A 22,648-nucleotide genomic window follows, 5' to 3' on the forward strand; every position below is an offset into this window, starting at 1 on the left:
AGTGAATGAGCAGATAGCCCTCACTTGCAACCCCCAGCGATGCCCGACATGGACCTATTCGAATCCCTCTTGCCCGGATATCTTTGATCTCGGCCGGTGTTTTCGACCGATTTTGACGCCATTTCCGCTGATTCTAAGCGTCAAAGTGCCCCTCAGGTGGCCATGTAGGAATGTGCTAAGGGCTCAGCGTGAGTAAGAAATTTGTAAACACTCGACTCATGTCTGCAAATTACAGTAAAAATACCTTACAAACTTGGTGTGGCGATTCATCCGCCCCTTACCTCCAATTTCGCTCAAACGCATGAATACTTCCTTGCTTAGAAGGAGGATAATGCTATTTCCCTCGTATCTGAAGAAAGATCAGAGTGCCGAAACGTCTGAAAGTCCTGTCGATCAGGTTTTCTAAAATTTCAAATCCTTGCTCTTAATTCTAAAAAATATCTTGCGGCAGTAAGATATCGCGTATTATTATAACTTTAATCGCGGGTATAGCTTAATGGTAAAGTTCCAGCCTTCCACGCTGGCCATGTGGGTTCGATTCCCACTACCCGCTCCAGAACGCGATCATCTTTAAAAATCCATAATTAAACTGCCTTATGAAAATCGGAACCTTTAGCCGTACAGCTTCTTTGCGGGTATGTGCCCTCATCCTAGCCCTTGCTGGCTCCGTGATCGCACAAAGCGGTAATCCATGTGCTGAAATCTCCAATGACGTCCGCACCGCAGTCGAAAAAGACCCCGCAAAAGTCCTCATGGTCGTCGAGGATGCTCTCGTCATCAACGAGGCTTGCGCAGGAGAAATCGTGAAAGCAGCCATCATTGCCTCCAAAGCAGACAACACTCTCGCCAGTCAGATCGTGCAGACCGCTACGACCGTCTCGCCAAAGATGACCGTCGCGATCAATGCAGCGGCAGCCTCTGTCTCCCCTGGAGTCGCTGCCATGACCGCCGCCCCAGCACCCGTAGCGGAAATTCCTTCTTCCGAGCCTACCTACAACAGCGGGAAGAACCCGGTCAATGTGTACAGCGAGAAGAACCCTGTGAATGTGTATTCCAGCAAGAATCCAAAGCAGCAAATTAGGGATGCCGCTCCTGACGAGTCCCCTGACTTCTACATCCCATCGACGATCCGTGGTCCGTTCCTGATCATGCCGCCCTCCTCCGGTCCGATCCGTCCCTTCGTCCCCGTCCCCGTATCCCCTGCTGTCGCTCTGCCAGTGGCTCCCTGAGTCCTAGCTCTGACTACCGACTTACCTAGATCGAATCGTTTTCCTCACCGTCTTTTCTTCTGAATTCCCCTCTTATGAGTACGCGCAATGCACTTCTTTGTCTGGCCGCTATCGCCATCTCTCCAGTCGCATTGCGTGCGCAGGGACTCGTGGCAGTCCAAAACTACAGCGCGGACTTCAAAAACGAGATACCTTTCCAGGTCAACGTAACTGCGCAGGGTGGCTATGACACACTGAACTACAAAGCGAATCCCCTCGGCAGCTTTGAGTCTTGGTTCCTCCAAGCGGGTATCGGCGCAGTTTACACCCGCCCAGATCAGACTACCCCACTGAGTTTCTCCCTCGATACGAGTGTGGTAAACTACATCGACGGCATGCCACGCTTTGACGACACATTCTACAATGTCCGTGCCGCTCTGAACTTCGAGCACCGCTTTTCAGAGCGCCTTCGCATCAGCAACAACATGCTCCTCACCTACGGCATGGAGCCCAATAATGCATTCGGCTTCGGTGGTTCCACCACGCTGTGGAATGGCCAATACTTCTACGGCTACAACAACTTCAATGTCAGCTACGCCTGGACTCCACGCTTCTCTACCACCACGAGCTACACCATCGACGGCACCATTTATGATGATGACGTCATCGGTAATGCAGAAAACCGCTACTCGCACCTCTTTGCCCAGCAGTTCGCCTATGCGATCAACCAGCAGACCAGCCTCACAGCGGAATATCGTTATCGCATGACCATTTTTGATAGCGCTCCGACGAAAGACTACCATTCCCATTTTGCACTCGTCGGTGTGGACCATGCATGGAGCTCTCGCACATCCGGCTCCGTCCGCGTCGGTGCTGAGTTCTATGAGAATGACAGCACCAGCAATACGGCTCCCTATGCAGAAGCTGCTCTCAACTACACCGTCGATCGCCAGACGTATGCACGCTGGTTCGCCTCTCTTGGTTACGGCGCAGCTGAACTTGGAGGCTTTGCGAGTCGCTACGGCCTCAATACCGGGCTCCAGGTCAATCACCAAATCGACAAGCGCCTCAGCGTCAATGGTGGCATCAGCTACGGCTACTCCACGTTTGATAACCCAGGTGGGGTGGATGGCAGAGAGCACTCCATCTTCCTCAATGCAGGCCTGGGCTACCAGGTGCTGGATAACCTGATGCTCAACGCTCAATACTCCTACTCCACGCTCAATTCGAATGACGTTCTGCGCGAGTTTGATCGCCATCGTATCTCCCTGGGTGCCACCGCGTCCTTCTGATGATCTGATTCCACTTATCACTCACTCTCAATCCGCCGGCGGGCAGCTTTCGACACACGGAGCGCCCGCTGGTTCTATGTACCAACCAATTACCTAACTCCCCCAAAGTAATTTCGTCCCCCTATAATCCATGAACGATCAAAACTCCGATCTTCAACGCCACGCCATGGATACCTGGCAGGTCATCCGTAATCGCTTTGGTCTGATTACACTCTGCTTCGTCCTCGTCTTTGCCGCTGCCGCCGTGCTGACCTACGTCATGCCGCGTAAATACCGCGGTAGGGTCGAAATGGTCATTCAGCGCAATACCAGCCCCATTGAGGTTCTCTCGAGGAACGGCAATTCGGGCGGCAACTGGCCAGAGTACGTCAAAACTCAAATTGAAACTATTTCCAAACCAGAGACGCTGAAACCAGTAATCGAAAAACTCGACCTATTAAAGAAATGGCAAACCCAGACGGTCTCTATGGCCATGGGACGCCTGCGTGGGAACCTGGATGTTCAGGCCAGCATGCGCTCTGACTTTGTCACCATCGAATTCTACGACCAAGACCCCAATATTGCTGCAGAAGTAGCCAATGCGGTGGCAGATAGTTACCAGGAGCACTACAAAAAGGTCGAGATGGAGCAGAAGTCTAAATCTCTGGAGACCACCCAGCAGCAAATCGCCGATCTGGAAGCCGACCGCCGCAGCGCCCAAGAACGAGCGATGGAAGCTCGAAAAAAAGCGGGACTCACCTTCGAATTCGATTCTGGGAGTAGTCTCACGCCTGGAGGGGCAAAGGCAGAAAAGAAAGAAGGTTCCAGCATCTTCATGTCGCGAAAGCACCAGATTCTGCAAACAGAAATCGAAGTCCGCACCATGGAGGCTGACTTGGACGCGATCTCGAAGCTTTCCACGGATGATCTGATCTCCCAGGCCGCCGCTTTGAAGTTAGAAAACCCGAATTTCCACGCCAGCGTAGCTCTTCACAACCAAGCACTTGTCACCCTCTCTGGATTGAAGAGTAGCGGCCTAGGCAACCGCCATCCGATGGTCCGCAAGGTTCAAAGCGAAATCGAAACACTACGCAGCCAGATCAACAACGAAGCCAAACAACACGTTCTCGGCCTCCAAAGTAAGCTAGCAGCCTCCAAACAGGCTCTCGAAGCCCTGCGTGCAGACTCGAAAGGGGATGAGAATAAGGCAAACAGCGAAATGAGCGACATCATGGAGTACGAGAAGGCCAAGCAAGAGGTCGAGTATATCCAGTCCACCATCGTCCAAATGCGCACGCGTTTCCTGGAGGAGCAGCAGGACGTCAATGGCGTGAAATTCCCCGCTACCGTTTACGCCTTTGCAGAGCCTGAATCTCGCCCGACAAAGCCCAATGTCCCGCTGAATCTCGCCCTAGGCGCGGTGCTCGGGCTTATGTTCGGCGTCGGCTTGGCCTTCTTCCTCGAGTACATGGACACTAGTGTCAAAAACCTCGATGACGTGGAAAAATTCCTCGGTGTGCCCGTCCTCGCTGTCGTGCCAAAAGGCGTCGGCATCCTGCACCGCAGCAGCGGATTCAATCCTGATTCAGAGGCCTACCGCATCCTGCGCACAAACATCGAATTCCATCGCAAAAAAGCCGATGCCAACTGCCTCACCGTCGTCAGTGGTGGCGCAGGCGAGGGCAAGTCCACGACCATGTGCAATCTGGCCTACGTCTGCGCTCAGGGTGGGTACAACGTCCTCCTCATCGACGCCGACCTCCGACGCCCCAGCATGCACCGGAACTTTGATGTCAGCCATACCCACGGCCTCACCAACTATCTCACCACCAATATCCGACTCGAAGACGTGGTGCTTAAAACCGCCGTCGAAAACCTCTATTTCCTCCCCAGCGGCCTCCTCCCGGCTGATAGCGCAGGCATTCTCAATTCCCAGCGCATGGTCGATCTCATTACCGATGTGAAAAGCCGCTTCGACCTCGTCTTGATCGACTCCCCGCCCATCCTCGGCGTCAGCGATGCCTCCGTGCTCGCGAACGAGGCCGACATGACCATGATCGTCGTCCAGCATCGCAAACTCCCACGCCACATGCTCATGCGTGTGAAGCAGAACGTAGAAAACGTCGGCGGGAAAGTCCTCGGAGTCGTCCTCAACAACGTCGATCTCAACAGCGACGCCCAATACCAATACTACACCAGCTACTACACCTACTACTCCCCTACCAATACCGGCACGGATGGCAAAGCCGAGCGCCGCAAACGCCGCAAGCAGGCCACCAATGTCGATGCCCCAGCGCCAGCCTTGGCCCCAGCCAGCAAAAGCGAAGCCGATGTATTCTGATTTTTTCCTACTAGCCCCAAAACTCATCCCAAACTGCCCCTACCCATGAAAAACCGCCTCCTTACCCTCCTGCTGGCGCTTTTCGCCACGCACAGCGTCCTTGCTCAAAACACGGAATTGCCACTCAAAGCGGGTGATCGTGTCACCATCCGTATCGCAGGAGTCCCCGATGGCGACATTGCCCAAATCAGCGGCATGTACACCGTCACCGACTCCGGCACCATCAGCCTTGCGCACATCTCACCCGTCAGAGCCACCGGCAAAAAGCCCTCGCAGCTCGGCACCATGCTGGCCCAGACTTTCGTCAACGAAGAGATTTTCACCCATCCCACCGTCACCGTCTCCATCGACTCAGGTGACAGCGCCACTGCACGCATGATCTATATTGTCAGCGGCTGCAACCATAACGGCAATATCTCTTACACTGCTGGCATGACTGTATTTAAGGCCATTAGTGCCGCAGGAGGATTCAATAATTTCGCTAAGACCAGCAAAGCCAAGCTCATTCGCAATGGCACCACCTACATGCTGGATCTTTCCAAGCACACTCCTGAAGTGGACATCAAACTCGAGCCCGAAGACCAGATCATCGTGCCAGATTGAGGCGCACAATTCTCTGCCCCATGAAACTTCTGCTCAAAGTATTCCTAATCCTCCTCTGGGGTAGCTTTCAGGCCCTTCAGGCAGCGGAACTAGCCTTGAAGTCAGGCGAGCGGATCAAGCTCACCATTTCGGGCATCGGGGAGGACGCCAACCAGATCAGCGGCATCTACACGATTAGCGACAAAGGCAGCATCAACCTGCCCTACATCAAGGAACAACGAGCCGTTGGCCTCAAGCCATCCGAGTTACAAACGAAGCTCGAAAAGGCCTATATCCAGGCCGAATACTTCACCAACCCCACCATCACGGTGATCAGTGATGTGGAAGGGGCGAAAAGGCAGGTCTTCCTGGTAAGCGGAGTCAAAAACAATGGCGCGGTCGATTTCACAGACAATCTCACCATATTCCAGGCCATCAGCGTCGGAGGTGGATTTGACCCATTTTCCAACCCCTCCAAGACCAAACTCATCCGCAATGGAGTCACCAAAATCTTGGATCTCTCCAAGCACACCCCCGAAGTGGACGTCAAACTGGAACCCGGCGACCAGATCATCGTGCCAGATTGAGCCCGTGTTGCCCTCACACCACGCAGGCGGATCCACGAAGAGATCGCAGTCGTTCGGCACACTCGACCACGATTTGGGCACCTGTTGTTGCCTCCTCAGGCGAATTCATTCGGCTAAATGAGATGCGCAGCGTCTCCGCCGCGTGCTCGGCATCGAATCCCATCGCCTCTAGCACATGTGATGGATGCACTGCGCCCGCATGGCAGGCAGAGCCAGCCGAACAGGCTAGTCCCCGCTGATCCAGCATGATGAGCATCCCTGCTGCATCGACTCCAGGCAGATGCACGCTCGAAGTATTCGGCAGCCTCATGGCACCTTGACCGTGGATCACGGCCTCCGACCACCTCGCACGTAAATCCCGCTCAAAAGCATCCCTCAGAGTGCCGTCCATCGGCTTTTGGGCCAATTCGGCAGCCTTACCCAGGGCCACGATGCCTGCCACATTCTCCGTCCCACTTCGCCGACCTCCTTCTTGGCCTCCACCAGTCAGCAGCGGCTCAAATCGAACACGCTGGCTCACATACAAAATACCCACGCCCTTTGGGGCATGGAATTTGTGCCCGCTCAGGCTCAGGAAATCCACAGGCACCTCACGCACATGGATTTTTGCCTTTCCTGGCATTTGGACAGCATCCGCATGAACCAGCGCACCATGCGCATGCGCCAGCTCCACCACATCATGCAGCGGTTGGATCACACCGGTCTCATTGTTGGCCCATAAAACAGAAACCAGCGCTACTTCCTCATCCAGCAGAGCACTTTCCAATGCCGCTAAATCCACCCGCCCCTGTGAATCGACTCCGATGAGACACACCTCCCCTCCGCTCTTTTTCCAGCGAGCCGCACACTCCAGTCCGGCGGCATGCTCCACGGCGGTGGTGATCAGCCGCCGTTTTTCGGGCCAAAGCGCCCGCACAGAGTGGTGCGTCGTGTGCATCGACTCCGTCGCTCCGCTGGTAAAGATGATCTCCCCAGGCTCTGCCGCCAAAAGGCCAGCCACAGCCCCCCTCGCAACGTCCACAGCACGCCGCACCTGCCGTGCCGCCGCATAGCTAGCGGAGGGATTCGCATGCTGGTCCCTCAAAAACGGCAACATCGCCTCCAGCACCGCTGGAGCGATAGGCGTCGTGGCATTTGCGTCGAGGTAGATCATGATCGTGCAGAATCGGCCAGAGAGCGGGATTTGCAAACCACGCTCACACCGCCTAGCATCGCCCTCCTTATGCTCGACATACGTCTTCTGCGCGAAAACCCCGATTTGATCAAACAACGCCTCTCCCACCGTGGCGGCGACTATGCTGGCCAGGTGGATCAAGTGCTCGAAATCGACCTCCAGCGCCGCACCGCCGAAACTGAGCGCCAGAAGCTCCAGGGCGACCGCAACCGCATCAGCAAAGAAATCGGCATCGCCAAGAAAAACGGCCAAGACACCAGCGCCATCGAATCCGATGTCCGCAAAATCAACGAGCGCATCGAGCAAATCAGCCAAGAAGCCGATGCAGGCGATGCACGCCAGCGTGAGCTCCTCCTCGGTCTGCCGAATCTGCCCCACGAGGCTTGCCCCATCGGCCATAGCGCGGAGGAAAACCCCGAAGTGCGCACTTGGGGCTCAAAGCCCGAGTACAGCTTTCAGCCGAAAGACCACACCCTCGTCGCGGGAGCTCTCGGCATGATCGACTTCGAAGCTGGGGCCAAAATCACCGGCAGCGCCTTCGTCGTCTATCGCGGTGCTGGAGCCCGCCTTGAGCGTGCACTGATCAATTTTCTCCTCGATCTCCACACCACCCAGCACGGCTATCAGGAAATTAGCCCGCCCCTGCTCGTGAAACCAGAATGCCTCGTCGGCACCGGCCAGCTCCCGAAATTCGGCGACCAAGTCTATCACAGCCCCGAGGACGATCTCTACCTCATCCCCACCGCAGAGGTGCCCGTCACGAACCTCCACCGCGAGGAAATCGTCCCCTTAGAGAAGCTGCCCATCAACTACGCCGCCTACACTCCGTGCTTCCGCCGTGAGGCAGGCAGCGCAGGCCTCGGCACGCGTGGCCTCATCCGCATGCACCAGTTTGATAAAGTCGAGCTGGTCAAAATCACCACCCCAGACTCCAGTATGGCCGAGCTAGAAACGCTCACTGGCCACGCTGAAAAAGTGCTCCAGCTCCTAGGCCTCCATTACCGCGTCATCGAGCTCTGCACGGGCGATATCGGCTTCGGCTCGGCGAAAACCTACGACATCGAGGTCTGGGCCCCTGGCCAAGGTGCTTACCTCGAGGTCTCGAGTTGCTCCAACTTCGGTGACTACCAAGCCCGCCGCATGAATCTGCGCTACAAGGACGAAAACGGCAAAAATCGCGTCCCCCACACCCTCAATGGCTCTGGCACCGCTCTGGCCCGCCTCTTTGTCGCCCTCGTGGAGACGTATCAGCAGGCAGACGGCTCCATCCTGATCCCAGAGGCCCTCCGCAGCCATTTCGGCTCAGAAAAGATCGCCTAACACCGCAATAAAAACGAAACGCGGGCCAGATTTGGCCCGCGTGACGAGTCTGCGAAGGTTAAACCGCGACGCAGTGAACTTTGCTGATGCCGTTGATTTTTTCGAGCTCGGCGATCACCTCGGCTCCAGGGCTGGTATCGAGCGTCAGGATCGTGAGGGCTTTTCCGCTCTCTTTGTCCCGGCTGAGGCTCATATCGGCGATATTGACCTGATTTTTGCCCAGAATGCTGCTGTAACTGGCGATCATGCCAGGACGATCGATGTTCTCGATCATGAGCAGAGTCCCCTCTGGATTCGCCTCGATGCGGCGTCCGTTCACCTTCACGATGCGTGGCGAACCGGCAAAGAAGGTGCCCGCGATGCTAGCGCTTTCACCAGCATCGTTTTTGGCAACGACTTCGATGAGATCGGTGAATTCCGTGGGCTCAGCGAGGCGGCTTTCGGTGAAACGAATGCCCAGATTTTCTGCGACGCCGTTGGCATTGATGTAGTTCACCTGTTCGGCACCGACTGGACGCTCTAAGAAGCCTTTGAGCACTGCGCGGGAAATCAGCGTGGTGTCACCACCACCGACTTTGCCGCTGTAATTGATACGAACGACATTGCTGCGTGCAGGGGCGAACTGAGACACCACACGACCGAGTAGCTCACCGAATTTCAGGAAGGGGCCGATCTCAGCCAGCACCTTGGGGTCCACATTCGGCATGTTGACGGCATTGACCACCGTGCCTTGGAGCAGATGTGCCTTGATGACCTCTGCGATCTCGATGCCCACGTTTTCCTGAGCTTCCTCTGTGGAGGCTCCGAGGTGCGGGGTGAAGACGGTATTGGCAGCCTTCAGCAACGGATAATCGGCGGGAGGTGGCTCAGTCTCAAAGACATCGAGCGCGGCTCCAGCGATGGTTCCGTTATTCAGCGCCTCAGCGAGCGCAGCGTCGTCAATGAGACCGCCACGGGCACAGTTGATGATACGGCAGGTCTTTTTCAGCGTGGCGAGGCGCTTGGCATTGATCATGTGCTTCGTCTCAGGAGTCAGCGGCATGTGCATCGTGATGTAATCAGCCTGGATGATGGCAGCATCGAGATCCTCGCAAAGCTCGACCCCGAGGCTCTCAGCGCGGTTTTTGCTCAAATAGGGATCGTAAGCGACCACCCGCATGCCGAAGGCCTTCGCCCGCTTGGCGAACTCAGCGCCGATGCGGCCCATGCCGAGCACCACGAGCGTTTTGCCATAGACCTCCGTGCCCTGGAAGCTTTTGCGGTCCCACTTGCCACTGACGATCGTGGCATGCGCCTGGGGCGTCTTGCGGCTCAGTGCCATCATGAGCGTGAAGGCCTGCTCCGCAGTGGAGATGGTGTTTCCGCCTGGAGTATTCATGACCACCACGCCGCGTTTCGAGGCGACTGGCACGTCGATGTTGTCCACGCCGACACCGGCACGTCCTACGACTTTGAGGTTCGGAGCAGCGTCGATGACTTTAGCTGTCACTTTGGCCCCGGACCGAACAATAATCGCATGGACATCACGAGAGGCCTCGATCATGGCCGCCTCCTCTTTGAGGTTCATATTGACGACGACATCAAACGACGATTCGGCCTTGAGGAGGTCGATGCCTTTGCTGGAAATGGGGTCGTTGTTGCCGGCGATGAGGATTTTGAACTTGGCCATGATTTTGAATGAAAGGGGGGCGGTCAGACTAGCTGCCTTTGCCCCCGGCTCAAGGAGCGATTACCGGCTAGGCAATTCTCCAGCCCTCTGACCGGGCACGCTCCCCTTTGCGTGCTCGTTGGTCACGTTCATGGTTTCAGTCTCCGTGGGTCTGGTTAAATGCTTTTCCGCACCAATGATTCGGGAAAGGGGGGATTGAGCAGCCCAGCGAGCTTTTTTTGGGGTAGTCACCCCGGTCAGTGCGGCTAGTTCCAATCTAGGAGTCACGCCACGCCCCCCCCCTGCCCTGGCCGCTCCATCTCGGAATAGCCGCTCAGTGTCACTGCGCTCATTTCTGCAAAAATTAGGGCACTCTCACCATCCACGCAGCTTTACATGCACCTGGGCTACCTTGCCCATGTAGTGATCCATTTTGAAATCCGTGGCTGCTTTGACCATGTGCTCCTTCGCCTTCACGGGATCACCGATGGACTCAAAGTAGAGCCCCAGATACAGATGCGCATAGCAGCGGTGATTTCTCAATGCATCACCCTCGCCGCTTTCGGCAGCTTTCAGGACGTCTTCCGGCTTTGCTTTGCCCGCGAAGAGCTCATGCACCTGCTTCATCGGGATGCGGGCATCACCTTCGATCGGAATGAGCGCCTTTCGAGCGGCCTCCACGCTCTCCGCCTTCGCCACACAGAGGAAATGCCAAGCCGCATTTTCCACGTCATTCGTATTGAAGGTCTGATGCGTCTCGAACTGCTCACGTCCGCCTTTAAAATCACCTACATAGTAGAGAGAGAGCCCGCGCTGCCAAAGCTCCGGCTTCGCCTTTGGCTCCAACTTCAAAAGCGCATCAAATGCCGCCACCGACTCTTTGGGCTTTGCATCAAAAAACATGTCCACCCCACGCTGAAAGGCAGATTGGACCGTTTCCTCAGCATGGAGGAGATTCCCGAGCAGAAACAACAGTAGGACAGCAAAGCGATGCATGATCCACTCCAAACGCACTTCCATGCATGCATCATGCGGCAGTCTTTGGAGCCAATGACCTAGCTCGTCCGTATTTTTGTCGCAAAACCGGTCACCAGTTCCGGCCTAACCGTGCTGGTCATCAAAAAATGAACCGGTGGCAGCGGGACGTGAATACATCTGTCTAAAATGTATCTAGTTAGAGTCTAATTAGATAGGCTTTAGAGGCGCAGCCATTCGGCGAGCTTGGCGAGGTGGGGGCTGTTGGCGGCCAGGCAGGCTTTGACGAAGCTCTCCAAGTGGCTGCGATGCTTCTTGGGATTCTTGTGAAGGTCTTCGTGTCTTTTCGGCAAATGGTGCGTGACAGGTGAAACACCGATGGCTTGAGCTTGCGCATAAAGCCAAGGTTCCAGATCGGGCTGGATCTCGATGAATCGTTTGCCGCTTTGGGGGTGCTGATAAAGGCTCAGACCCAAGTCCGGCCTGGATTCATCGGCTTTGAACTCCCTCAAGTAGTTTGGGCAAGACTGCCCTGGGTCTTGATCGACAAGAGCAATGTCAGAGGCCTTCCGGCTTATTTCCAGCGCATGGGCCACGCGGGATTTGGCAAGCTCATGGAGCCATTGGCTTTTGGAAAATCCAAGTGCCCGGACCACGGCTTCATCGTTGAAGCATTCGAGGAAGATCATGGCAGCTCGGGGAGAAAACGATCGAGGTTGAAGAAAGCGCTCATATCCATCTCCATGAGTTCCATCCGCTGGTCTTCATCCATCGGATAAACCTTGGTCTCGGATCCTTCCAGGCGACAGACAAAGACGTTCAGCTCGCTTGCTGGAGTTTTGCCGATGATCGAGGTGAGCATGTAGGGACTGTGGGTCGTCAGGAAGAACTGATTCTCCTGCTCGTCCTTCGCGATGCTCTCGGCGAGAATCTTGGTGTAGGGAGGATACGAGTTCGCTTCGGGCTCATCGAAGGCCAGAATGCACTTCCGGCTCGTTTCCAAAGCCAGCCGGTAGAAAATCATGCGCCGAAGAGTCTCGGACGTGGCGGAGTAAGGGAATGATACCACAGCGGAGTCTTCCTGACGGGACATCGAAAGATGTCTTTTGCCCACATCGACGGACAAACGATAGCGGGAGTCGCAGAAGTAGTCGGCTGCGATCTGCCGGGCAGTTTTGTCATTGGCGAGAAGTGAAGCGAGGTTAGAGCCAAATGGAGGTGCCAGCCCACCGTTTGCCACCGCATCTACCGACAAGCCCGCATCGTAAACGAAGAATTTAATTGGCACCATGGCATTCGGATAGTGAGGCCGCTTCCCTGGAATATCTAGGTTGTCCTTGAGAGGGACATGAGCTGTCCAAGATCGTTTCTGATCACCCGATGTGAACGTCCCCCTGAACTGAAGGTCCGCGCCTTCTTCGCTCTTGGCAATCTTCGCAAGAAACTCGTCTGCATCAATTTGAATTGGCTCAGTTGTGTTTTGATCGAAAAACAGCTCGGAAACATACTCCGCTCGGCAAACTCTCCGAAGCTCAGCATGCACCCCAGGGCACCAAAGCCCCAGTGCCTCCAAAACATTCGTCTTCCCCGCATTCGGCTCGCCGATGAAGACGTTCACCCGGCGGCAGTCGAGATCGAGTTCGCGGATGGATTTGAAGTTTCGGATGGAGAGCTTGTGGATCATGGCGGAGCCGCGTGAAGCGGTGGAGGGCAGTGCTGGAAAGAGTAACGCCCCAAGGGCGCGTTCGACAAGGGGTTTGCTACTACCTCTATTTAGGTTTGCTGCTTTAGAACGGACTCGAGGTCGGGTACGGGCTGGAAAACACGCTGTTTGCCCTCAATGCGAGATGTCAGAAGTCCTTTGTCTTCCAGCGACAGCAGGTCTGAGCGTGCAGTCATGGAAGAAATGCCGTGGCTGCGCTGGTGGCTGTCGAAGGTGTAGCGACCGGTTTCTGTATTTTCGAGCGCATGTTCCAGAAGCGCGCGCTGACGTGGATTGACCCAGCCAGCTTGGCGCAGGCTTTCCTGCTGCGTTTTGCGCTGCGCAGATTTTCGCGCCAGGTAGTCGTGCAGATTCTGGATCGACTCTTCAATGCAGCGTACTTGATGCAGGATGAAGTAGTTTAGGTCGTTGTCGTCAGACTCTGCGAGCAGAAATGCCCTGTAGTAATACGCCGGAGCCCGCAGCAATGCCTGCGAGATGGAGATGAACTCAAAAAGCCACAAGCCCCCGTGCACCATGGCCCAGTAAAACAAGGCACGGGCGGTGCGTCCGTTGCCATCGACAAAAGGATGGTCGTAGGCCAGCCAGAAATGCAGGACTATGGCCCGGATGACGGGGTGCAGATAACCACGAAGATGTTGTTCATTCGCGAACTGACACATGGCGGCGAGACGTTCGGGCAATTGCGCTGCTGCTGGCGGAATATGCAGCACGTTGTCCTCGTCATCGGCGACTTCGATAGGTTCATCGGCGCGGCGCAGGCGGCCTGCGGCGTCGGTTTTATCCAGTGCGTCGCGGGAGATCATCGCGTGGATTTCCAGCACCAGATCGGGCGTCAGCGGCCGGTCCTTGATCTTCTGCAGGTGCTGCATCGTGATGAAATTGTTCACGATCATGCGTTCCCCCTTGTCCCGTGGCTTGCGTCCGCTGCGCAGCAGGTCGCGTGCTTTTTCTCGTGTCACGGCCGCTCCTTCGAGCAGGCTGGAGGTCACAGCCTCCTCCATGAGTGAGTTGATCTTGTAGCGGGTTTGCGTGGCTGAGTTTTCGGCTAATTTGGACACATGATCCGGCATGGCGATGTTTCCCGCGCAGCTCTGATCGATGTGATGCAGTGCCTCAAACATCTCCGGAACGATGGAGAAGCGGAAGGGCTGGCCTTTTTTGTCGATCAAGGGGAGTTCCTGGCGAGCGAACTGCCTGCCGGTCTTCATCAGCAACCACCATTCTTCTTTGCTGAGCCCCGCCGGAGGATTCCGAGTCTGCAAATCGTCCCAATGCAGGTATTCGCCCTCCTGTGGGCGCACTGGATTAATCATCGCCAACAACTGCGTCCACCGGCCAGGAACGACGGTCGTGGTGAGCAGGTAGTGAAAGGGTGGTGGAATTTCGGGGATTCGCATGAACCTAAAATATCTCTAATTAGAGTCTAATTAGAGACATTTTAGAGGGTTGGCAACCTTTCAGGCGGCCTAATAGCTGTTCAAAAGATACCCCGTTACCCATTCGCCCGCAAAATCTGCGCGAGGACGTAGGGGTGGATGCCGCCGACGCGGTAGTAGTCGATTTCGACCGGGGTGTCGATGCGGACGACGAGCGGGATGTCGAAGGTGCTGCCGTCGGACTTGTGGACGCGGAGGGTGGCTTCACTGAAACTTTTAGCCTGGCTACTATTTATCCGCCCTACATCACCTTGCGCCTCAGCCTGAAACCCTGTGCCCTGTGCATGGCACTGAATCGTGTGAGGCCATCACAACGGCGTTGTCTTCAGCAGACTGATGGTGGCGGGTCGTGAGGCTTCCGTGGGTGCCTCACGAGGCGCAGGGGCACTTACTCTCGCTAGCTGGGTGGCTAGCAGCACATTCTCCCGCATCATGTCCAGCAGCCGCTCGCTGGTCGCCCTTAATTTATCACCCACGAGAGAGGCAAGATTGTAGAGCAGCTTGATGGCGATGTCTGGCATGGACCTCATGGCGCTCTGGAGGAATTCTTGGGAGATCACCAGCACTTGCAACTCTGTCGCTGCCTGCACCGTGGCATTGCGTTTCGCTCGTGAAACGAGAGCCAGCTCACCGAATGTCTCCCCCGCGCTCATCAGGGTGATCAGTGATTCAGCATGATCCGCTTTGGTGGTATAGATACGCACAGAGCCCTGGATGATGAGGAACATCTCATGCCCGGCCTCACCTTCTCGTAGCAGCTTATCTCCCGCTTTGCATTGCAGAACGGTGCCTGCCATGAATAGCTTCTGAATCTGCTCTGGGGAGAATCCACTGAGCAGAGCCACCGTGCGTGCATCCATCGCCTGCGCCCACTGCTGCAGGAATTCCTCCGCCGTCATTGTCTGCTTCGCCGTGCTATGCCGTGCCTCAGGAAAGGTCTGGTCAAACCACCGCGCGGCTCTGGAGTCAGGCCTATGTGACTTGCAGACACGCAGGAATGGAGAACGCACGGCCCACAGGTGATCTGCGTCCTCACTCATCAGCACCATGGGGCTCATATAGCCTTGAGTGGGCTCGAAGATGTTCTCTTTGTAGCGGATGAAACCCAGCCGTTCATAAAGGTCGATCAGGCGTGGGCGGCAGAAGCAGAAATTGAAGCGCGTACCTCTCCGCCAGCTCTCCATGTAAGCAGTAACCAGCATCTTGGGCACGACCATGGTGCTTCGGTATTCAGCGGTCACGATGAGCCGCGAGCTGAAGCTGAGGCACTCCTGTGGGAACTCGGCAAACCGGTCCAGGTCATAGTGCGTCCGCCATTTGTCAGGGATCACCAGTCCCTGACCGAAATGCACACAGTAGGTGGCCACGACCTTGCCCTTGTCTTCGGCATAGTAGATGACGGCGCTGTCATCCATGTCATCTCTCAGCGTCTTTGCCGACTGATCAGCCTTGTCATACTTCCAGCCGAGCTCCTCCACATAGCACTCGTAGCGCAGGCGGTACACGGCTTCTTTCTCTTCGGGAGTGGTGGCGACAAGGATTTGCATATTGACGAGATCAGGGACTCAACTGCGAAACACGGAGGATGGCTGGATGCGGTGCAACTCCCGCGCAGACATGATGGGGCCGATGATGCCCACCACGATCTGGGTCACCAGCACGCCGGCGACAGCTTGCCAAGTCAGTACAAAAGGCGGCACACCTCGCGAGTTCACAGCTAGGCCAAACAACACCGCGCCGACAGTGCCCACGCCGAAGCTCAGCAGACACATGCTGATGGACTGAGCCAGCAACATCCGCACGAGCTGCCATGCGGAGGCACCCATCGCACGCATCGAGGCGAAGTAAGTGCGCTGCTGAGCCACGAAGTTCGAGAAAGTCAGCGCACTCACCGTGAGGCTGAAGATCAAACTCAAGATCACGGTCGTGAGGAACGATCCTGGAACACCTGTATTCAGCATCCACCATGAGATGGTCGAGTCCACCAGCGCGGCATCCGTGTAGGCACGCAGCCCTGTCTCTAGCTCGATCCGCTGTGCCACCTTCACAGCATCAGCTCCCTCGCTTGCCTGCACGAGGATGAAAGACACCAGCCTCCGCTGCGGCGATGAATAGGACGCCGCCCGGTCAAAGGTGGTGACGATGAAAGGTGCGCCGCTGAAAGCTCTGCGTGCAGGGAAGACACCTCGGATGACCGCTCTGCGCTCATTGATCTCGAAGACATCCCCCACCTGGAGCGGGGCGCCGCCTTTGGGCTTCAAAAAGTCCAGCCCGTAGTCGTCCATCCACACAGCATCTGGCAGTCGCAGGCTCTCAGGGCCGCCCTCCACCTCCTTCCAGGGAGCACCCGCGAGCGTCGCGGCATCCACCCCCATCAGTTGCACAGGTCGGTGCCTGCCGTCTGGCATACGCGCATAGGTGTAGCTGGAGTAGGCAGGCATGGCCCAGGCCACGCCTTTCACAGAATTCACCCGCTGCACATCGGTCTGGCGCAGTGGATCATAGTCATTGATTTGCTCCACATGCGGTGCTGCCACCCAAATCTCAGCCCGCACCACCCGCATCGGCGCATAGGTCCACGTCATCACTCCCCAGAAGATGGCCGTCTGCTGGGCCATGAGAAAGGCGGCAAAGCTCATGCCAAAGATCATCGCCAAAGCGCGCCTCGGGGAGCCATAGAGCATCAGCAGGGCGATACGGATCATCGGTGAGCAGTGGATCAGTAGCTCACCAGCGACTCCAGATCAGCGTAGTCTCCGTCCTCATAGCGCTCGATCGTGGAGTGGGGATTGAATTGCTGACACGTCAGCTCATCCTGCCCCAGCGCCCACGTTGCCAGTCGGAGGTAGATGATGGAGCCTACGTTGGCTCCTTCCACCAACTCTGCGATGTCTTGTGCATCCAGTGGCACGCGGTCAAGTGCCGCGATGATCTGGTCCCCGTGCGGCAGCAGTTCATGGAAATGGATCGTGATGAACCGCGTGTTCGACTTGTTGAGGAAGGGAGCATTATCCAGCAAGTCGTGGCCCAATGATCCCGCACCAGCCCCCAGGTTCTCCAGCACACAGGTCGCCCCCAGTCGCACAAAGGGTCGGTGCTCCACGATCTGGTCGAAGTAGGCCCACCACATGCTCACATCCACCGGGCAGGGCAGCGGCTTCTCTCCCAGGCGCTGGAGGTCCACCTCCGCCACCTTGTAGTGCGCCTCCTCCTCCAGGCCGAACTTGAAGAGGAACTCTCTCAGCGTGTTCTTCCGCGCCAGCCGCGGATGCGCCGCCACCTTCAGGAAATGGCGCTGCACGCCTTTCGTCAGATGGTATTGGAAGGAGAGGTAGCGCAAATACATCTCCCGTGTCATGCCACCGCTGGCGGAGACACTTTGGAGCTTGCTACGGAAGACTGTTTTGGCCGTCTCGACTACGGCGAGGACAGAAGCGAGTTTTTCGGAAGTGATGGGCATGTGTGGTGGGCGTTTGGGCGGTAAGGAGAAATCTCGGATTCGTGTGATGAGGCCATCACAACGGATTGGTCTGGGGCGCTCCCAGCGGATGTTTGGCGATCAATCGACCTCAACACGGGACACTTTGCCGTCCAAGCCGTTGTTGGGGTAGTATGTGGCGGTGACGACATCATCATCAATGTTCTCCTCGAAGGTGCCGACGATGTATTGCTGCACCAGAGTGGATAGACGGCCAGGAAGTGGTCGATGCCGTCTTTGATGGACTGCTCAGCCTCCGGGTAGCGCTGCACGGTCTCTACGATCAAGGCTTTGATCAGGTTGGCCTGCTTGATGTCTTCGGTGGAGTGAAAGTCCGGGGGCAGCGGCTGACTGTCGCCGCTGGTGGAGCGGGTGGTGAAGCCGCCGGAGGCGAGCGGGGCGATGTGGAACTTGAATGACATGGTGGTGTTCGCTAGGGGCTGGGGGTCTGAGTGGCTGGACTTGGGGGATCGGTGAAAGGGCTTCTTCTTCGGCTCCGGCGGCGCTGAGCATTTAGCCTGGCTACTGTTTCTGCCTCGCCTTGCGCCGCCGCAGAGCTAGGCTTGAGAGACCCGTGAGTAACAGGACCACTCGCCCCGGTTCAGGCGCCACATACGGGCTGCCACTGTCTTCCCAGGCCCAGTCTTTGATCACACCGCCCGGTTCATTGATAGTGAGCACCACACGCATCGCCCCAAAGAGCATGGGACCACCGCCATCCTTCACGAAGCGGAAGCCAAGGTAGTGCTCGATCCCGGATTGAAACTGACCCGGACTGCTGCCCATGTGGCTGTCGGAGCCGCCTTCACCCACTGAAAAGAGCGTCGCCCCGCCCACCTCTTCGTAGAGAGTCATCGCCATGATGCTGTCCATATTTCCAGTGCCCGTGCGGCCTGGTTGAAAGTCGGTGCTGTTGGCGATGCCGTAGCCGCCGAAGAAGAAGTTCACGTCCCACCCTGTGATGAGAGAACTGCTGGTCGCCGCGTTGTCGATGTTGAGATACACGCCGTCAAAGTTGGTGGGGATGGCGATGTTTTGCAGCCCGCTGTAAATGAATGCCGCCTTCGCGGGAAGGATGCAGGATGCAGCTAGGAGAATCCAGGTGAGGAGGCGTTTCATGGGTGGTGAGTGGTTCGAGGTTTTTCTTCATTTCCTCCCTCACGGCGTGACGCTCACGCTCACCCGGAAGAAGCGGGCCTTCTTGCCATTGATGAAGAACGGGTAAGGCACCGTGCAGGCCTCGATCACGCCATCGTCGGCGATGACGGTGGGCGTTGCGGTGCTGTTCTGCCAGGTGCCGAGATCGGCGCTGAACTGTGTCGTGTAGGTCAGCCCGGCGGCCAGATAATCCTTCCGCCGGCCAAAGAGTGCGCGGTAGTCCACGCTGTTGAGGATGTTCTGTACGCTCACCGTCGGACTGCCGCGCTGCACGATCACCGCGCCGCTCACGATGATGACGCCCGTGCCGCTCACTGTGGGGTCCATGCCAAAGGCCCATTCGAGCTGGTTGATGATGCCATCGCTGTCGAAGTCATCATTGGGGCCGGTGTTCGTGCCGGTGACGCCATTGGCTGCGGCCCAGACCTGATAGGGCGTGAGCGTGGTGAAGGTCAGGTCCGCACCATAGGCGGTGGTCTCGCCGTTTTGGGCGACGAGACGGTAGTGGTAGAGCGTGCCGGGGATGAGGCCGGTGAGATTGGCGGAGACAGGCACAGCGCTGGTGCCGTAGCCGATTGCTTCGGACGTGGTGCTCTGGCCGTAGGCGGTGCTGGTGCCCCACTCAAACCATGCACTGGTGATGATGCCGTTCGGGTTCCCCGTGCCGTTCAGCGTGGCGGTGGTGCTGGTGATGGTGGTAGCTGCGCTGGTGATGGCAGTGGGTGCGGAGGCTGCGGGTCCGTAGAATACGGTGGCATAGTCGTAGTTGACTCCGTTAGAGGATGCTCCCGTCACCACGGCACCGCCATCGGGGGTGAGGGCGAGTTTTCCAGCGTAGGGGAAGGTTTGCCACATCACGTCTTGGTCATTGGCCGGGCCGTTGTAGCGCTGTTCCCAGAGCAGCGCCCCGTCGGCGGCGGCATACTTCGCCGTGTAGTAGTCGGAGGCGGTACCACTGCCGTCGGACTGGCCTGTGATGATCACATTGCCCGCGTTATCCACCGCCATGCTGTTGGCCAAGTCAAAGCCGTTGGCCAGGCCGTTGGCCGGGCCGTTGTAGCGTTTCTCCCACAGCAACGCCCCGTCGGCGGCGGCATACTTCGCCGTGTAGCAGTCGTAGTCGTAGTAGTCGTTGTTGCCGTAATTGTAGTCTAAGGAAAATCCGGTGACGGCCACGTTGCCCGCGTTGTCCACCGCCACGCTGTAGGCCCCGTCATCGCTGTTGGCCGGGCCGTTGTAGCGTTTCTCCCACAGCAACGCCCCGTCCGCTGCGGCATACTTCGCCGTGTAGTAGTCGTGGCTGGTGCCGATGTAGGAATGGCCGGTAACGGCCACGTTGCCCGCGCTGTCCACCGCCACGCTGTAGGCCCCGTCATCGCTGTTGGCCGGGCCGTTGTAGCGTTTCTCCCACAGCAACGCCCCGTCCGCTGCGGCATACTTGGCGGTGTAAGAGTCGTAGCCAGTGCCACTGCCGATGGACTTGCCTGTGATGAGCACATTGTCCGCGCTGTCCACCGCTACTCTGGTGCCCCGATCATCGCTGTTGGCCGGGCCGTTGTAGCGCTTTTCCCACAGCAGCGCCCCGTCGGTGGCGGCATACTTCGCCGTGTAGCAGTCTTCGTTGCCGCCGCTGCCGATGGACATGCCGGTGATGATTACATTGCCCGCGTTGTCCACCGCCACGCTGTTGGCGATGTCATAGCCGTTGGCCGGGCCGTTGTAGCGTTTCTCCCACAGCAACGCCCCGTCCGCTGCGGCATACTTGGCGGTGTAAGAGTCGTAGCCAGTGCCACTGCCGATGGACTCGCCTATGATGATCACATTGTCCGCGCTGTCCACCGCTACGCTGTTGCCGCGATCATTGCTGTTGGCTGGGCCGTTGTAGCGCTTTTCCCACAGCAACGCCCCGTCCGCGGCGGCATACTTCGCCGTGTAGCAGTCTTCGTTGCCGCCGCTGCCGATGGACATGCCGGTGACGATCGCGTTGCTTGCGCTGTCCACCACCGTGGCAATCGCGTAGTCATTGCCGTTGGCCGGGCCGTTGTAGCGCTGTACCCACTGTTCATCGATAGCCACGCCGAAGGTGACCCTGCCGGTGAGCGCCACATCAAAGCTCCCCTCATCCACATCATCGCTGAGGATCGACATGGTACCGCTGAACGCCCCTCCCACCGTGTTCGCCAGCAGGCGCAGCTGCACCACTTGGGCGGCGGCGGGAGCGAGGGTGAAGGGCGCGAAGGTGCCCACATGCTCGTAGCCAGTCGGTAGGGTCAGGCCAGTGACATTGAGATCGAGCCCGCCGGTGTTCGTCACCGTGAAGCTGCGCGTGATCGGCGTGCCCAGCGGTGTGCTGCCGTAGTCGGTGTGGTCCGTCAGGGAGGGTGCCATGTCGCCATCGGTGATGTTCTGGCCGTTGCCGGTGACGGTGATCTCAGGAGCGTAAGGGACGCCACGGCGGATGGTGTCATTGCCCCGGTCCGGCACATACAGGCGGCCACCGGTGCTGACTGCGACGTCAAAGGGATCATTGAACCTTGCGGCAGTGCCCAGGCCATCCGTGCTGCCGATGCTGCCGGAGACGCCGCCGATGGTGGTGACCACGCCGCCTGGGGTGATCTTGCGGATCGCATCGTTGTAGGTGTCGCCCACATACACGTTGCCGCCGGCATCCACCGCCACACCGGCGGGGTAGTAAAAGCGCGCTGCGCTGCCAGTGGCATTGGTGCTGCCAAAAACTCCGGCGCTGCCCGCCAGGGTGGTCACCACGCCTGCGGAGGTGACTTTACGAATGGTATGATTGCTGCGGTCGCCCACATAGACATTGCCGCTGCTATCCACTGCCACACCCGCCGGATTGCTGAAGCGTGCGGTACTGCCAGTGCCGTCGGCGCTGCCAGCCGTCCCAGCGAGCCCGGCCAGGGTGGTCACCACGCCGGCGGAGGTCACTTTGCGGATGGTATGGTTCTCATTGTCCGCCACATAGACATTCCCGCTGCCGTCCACGGCCACATCATGCGGGTATCTGAACCGCGCGGTACTGCCAGTGCCGTTGGCTGTGCCAGGGGTCAAGGCGAGGCCTGCGAGGGTGCTCACCGTCCCCCCTGGAGTGATCTTGCGGATGGTGTGGTTCCAATAGTCCGCCACATAGACGTTGCCGCTGCTGTCCGCCGTCACGCCGGATGGATTGTAGAACCGCGCAGCACTGCCGGTGCCGTCGGTGCTGCCCGTGCTGCCTGGGCTGCCCGCGAGGGTGGTCACCACGCCCGCCGGAGTGATCTTGCGGATGATCTGGTTGGAGATGTCTGCCACATAGACATTGCCGTCACCATCCACCGCCGTCCCGGTTGAATTGCTGAAGCGTGCAGCGCTGCCGGTGCCATTGGCACTGCCCTCGCTGCCCGCAAGACCCGCGAAGGTGCTCCACTGATACTGCTGGGCGTTTACAGAAGAGCAAAGCGCGACCAGCGAGACGGCGAGACCAATGAGCAGGTGTGGTTTCATGAGCGTGTGAGAGGAGGGGATGGGCAGTTTTGCGTAGCCGTGCTCGCAAGAGCGTAAGGCTGGGGACTTTCTGACCACCTTCTTGCGAAGGCGGTGACGCGGGCGCTGAGCGGACCAGTCAGGGTGGCGGGCCCATGGTGAAGCCACCGTAGGCGAGCGGGGCGGTGTGGCGCTCGAATGACATGGTGGTGTTCGCTAGGGGCTGGGGGTCTGAGTGGCTGGACTTGGGGGATCGGTGAAGGG

The 22,648-nt window shown here is 57.7% G+C and carries 18 protein-coding genes and 1 tRNA gene; 8 read left to right on the forward strand and 11 right to left on the reverse strand.

The features are described 5' to 3' along the window. Positions 1 to 482 precede the first annotated feature (482 nt). From IPK32_25150 to IPK32_25175, 6 genes are all read left to right on the forward strand, one after another. A tRNA-Gly gene (locus IPK32_25150) sits at positions 483 to 556 on the forward strand. Between the two features lie 40 nt (positions 557 to 596). Next, positions 597 to 1,229: a hypothetical protein gene (locus tag IPK32_25155; protein MBK8095168.1), complete on the forward strand. Its 633-nt coding sequence runs from the start codon at positions 597 to 599 to the stop codon at positions 1,227 to 1,229. A gap of 74 nt (positions 1,230 to 1,303) precedes the next feature. Further along, on the forward strand, positions 1,304 to 2,500 hold the full coding sequence (locus tag IPK32_25160; GenBank protein MBK8095169.1) for an outer membrane beta-barrel protein: 1,197 nt from the start codon (positions 1,304 to 1,306) through the stop codon (positions 2,498 to 2,500). A 130-nt stretch (positions 2,501 to 2,630) separates the two neighbouring features. After that, positions 2,631 to 4,820 carry a polysaccharide biosynthesis tyrosine autokinase gene (locus IPK32_25165; GenBank protein MBK8095170.1) on the forward strand — a complete coding sequence of 730 codons (2,190 nt, stop codon included), beginning with the start codon at positions 2,631 to 2,633 and terminating at the stop codon, positions 4,818 to 4,820. 45 nt (positions 4,821 to 4,865) lie between these two features. Then, positions 4,866 to 5,423 carry a polysaccharide biosynthesis/export family protein gene (locus IPK32_25170; protein MBK8095171.1) on the forward strand — a complete coding sequence of 186 codons (558 nt, stop codon included), beginning with the start codon at positions 4,866 to 4,868 and terminating at the stop codon, positions 5,421 to 5,423. A 20-nt stretch (positions 5,424 to 5,443) separates the two neighbouring features. Next, positions 5,444 to 5,989 (forward strand): polysaccharide biosynthesis/export family protein, encoded by a 546-nt coding sequence (locus IPK32_25175; protein ID MBK8095172.1) that lies wholly within the window; start codon positions 5,444 to 5,446, stop codon positions 5,987 to 5,989. 13 nt (positions 5,990 to 6,002) lie between these two features. Here the strand turns inward: IPK32_25175 and IPK32_25180 are convergent, their stop codons facing one another. After that, a complete protein-coding gene (locus tag IPK32_25180) occupies positions 6,003 to 7,142 on the reverse strand; it encodes a cysteine desulfurase (protein ID MBK8095173.1) in 1,140 nt (379 codons plus the stop codon). A gap of 69 nt (positions 7,143 to 7,211) precedes the next feature. Between IPK32_25180 and serS the strand changes: the two genes are divergently transcribed. Continuing rightward, complete coding sequence (gene serS / locus IPK32_25185) at positions 7,212 to 8,483, forward strand: serine--tRNA ligase (GenBank protein MBK8095174.1); 1,272 nt, start codon at positions 7,212 to 7,214, stop codon at positions 8,481 to 8,483. A 58-nt stretch (positions 8,484 to 8,541) separates the two neighbouring features. Here the strand turns inward: serS and IPK32_25190 are convergent, their stop codons facing one another. From IPK32_25190 to IPK32_25225, 8 genes are all read right to left on the reverse strand, one after another. After that, on the reverse strand, positions 8,542 to 10,152 hold the full coding sequence (locus tag IPK32_25190; GenBank protein ID MBK8095175.1) for a phosphoglycerate dehydrogenase: 1,611 nt from the start codon (positions 10,150 to 10,152) through the stop codon (positions 8,542 to 8,544). Positions 10,153 to 10,506: 354 nt separating this feature from the next. Continuing rightward, the gene (locus tag IPK32_25195; GenBank protein ID MBK8095176.1) at positions 10,507 to 11,127 is read right to left on the reverse strand and encodes a hypothetical protein; all 621 of its coding nucleotides are present in this window, start codon (positions 11,125 to 11,127) and stop codon (positions 10,507 to 10,509) included. A 200-nt stretch (positions 11,128 to 11,327) separates the two neighbouring features. Further along, positions 11,328 to 11,795, reverse strand: coding sequence for a hypothetical protein (locus IPK32_25200; GenBank protein ID MBK8095177.1), 468 nt, complete (start codon positions 11,793 to 11,795; stop codon positions 11,328 to 11,330). Further along, complete coding sequence (locus IPK32_25205) at positions 11,792 to 12,790, reverse strand: AAA family ATPase (GenBank protein ID MBK8095178.1); 999 nt, start codon at positions 12,788 to 12,790, stop codon at positions 11,792 to 11,794. The genes IPK32_25200 and IPK32_25205 overlap by 4 nt, the downstream gene beginning before the upstream one ends. Before the next feature lie 89 nt (positions 12,791 to 12,879). Further along, positions 12,880 to 14,229 (reverse strand): Fic family protein, encoded by a 1,350-nt coding sequence (locus IPK32_25210; GenBank protein MBK8095179.1) that lies wholly within the window; start codon positions 14,227 to 14,229, stop codon positions 12,880 to 12,882. A gap of 347 nt (positions 14,230 to 14,576) precedes the next feature. Beyond that, positions 14,577 to 15,815, reverse strand: a complete 1,239-nt coding sequence (locus IPK32_25215; protein MBK8095180.1) for a cyclic nucleotide-binding domain-containing protein — start codon at positions 15,813 to 15,815, stop codon at positions 14,577 to 14,579. 18 nt (positions 15,816 to 15,833) lie between these two features. Then, positions 15,834 to 16,973 (reverse strand): hypothetical protein, encoded by a 1,140-nt coding sequence (locus IPK32_25220; GenBank protein MBK8095181.1) that lies wholly within the window; start codon positions 16,971 to 16,973, stop codon positions 15,834 to 15,836. 14 nt (positions 16,974 to 16,987) lie between these two features. After that, on the reverse strand, positions 16,988 to 17,728 hold the full coding sequence (locus IPK32_25225) for a hypothetical protein (protein MBK8095182.1): 741 nt from the start codon (positions 17,726 to 17,728) through the stop codon (positions 16,988 to 16,990). Between the two features lie 239 nt (positions 17,729 to 17,967). On the opposite strand from IPK32_25225, the gene IPK32_25230 reads away from it, so the two are divergent. Further along, on the forward strand, positions 17,968 to 18,165 hold the full coding sequence (locus IPK32_25230) for a hypothetical protein (protein MBK8095183.1): 198 nt from the start codon (positions 17,968 to 17,970) through the stop codon (positions 18,163 to 18,165). A 103-nt stretch (positions 18,166 to 18,268) separates the two neighbouring features. On the opposite strand, the gene IPK32_25235 is transcribed toward IPK32_25230, so the two are convergent. After that, positions 18,269 to 18,865, reverse strand: a complete 597-nt coding sequence (locus IPK32_25235) for a PEP-CTERM sorting domain-containing protein (protein ID MBK8095184.1) — start codon at positions 18,863 to 18,865, stop codon at positions 18,269 to 18,271. Positions 18,866 to 18,904: 39 nt separating this feature from the next. Continuing rightward, the gene (locus tag IPK32_25240; GenBank protein ID MBK8095185.1) at positions 18,905 to 22,405 is read right to left on the reverse strand and encodes a choice-of-anchor D domain-containing protein; all 3,501 of its coding nucleotides are present in this window, start codon (positions 22,403 to 22,405) and stop codon (positions 18,905 to 18,907) included. Positions 22,406 to 22,648 lie beyond the last annotated feature (243 nt).

The organism is Verrucomicrobiaceae bacterium, assembly GCA_016713035.1.
GTDB lineage: Bacteria > Verrucomicrobiota > Verrucomicrobiia > Verrucomicrobiales > Verrucomicrobiaceae > Prosthecobacter.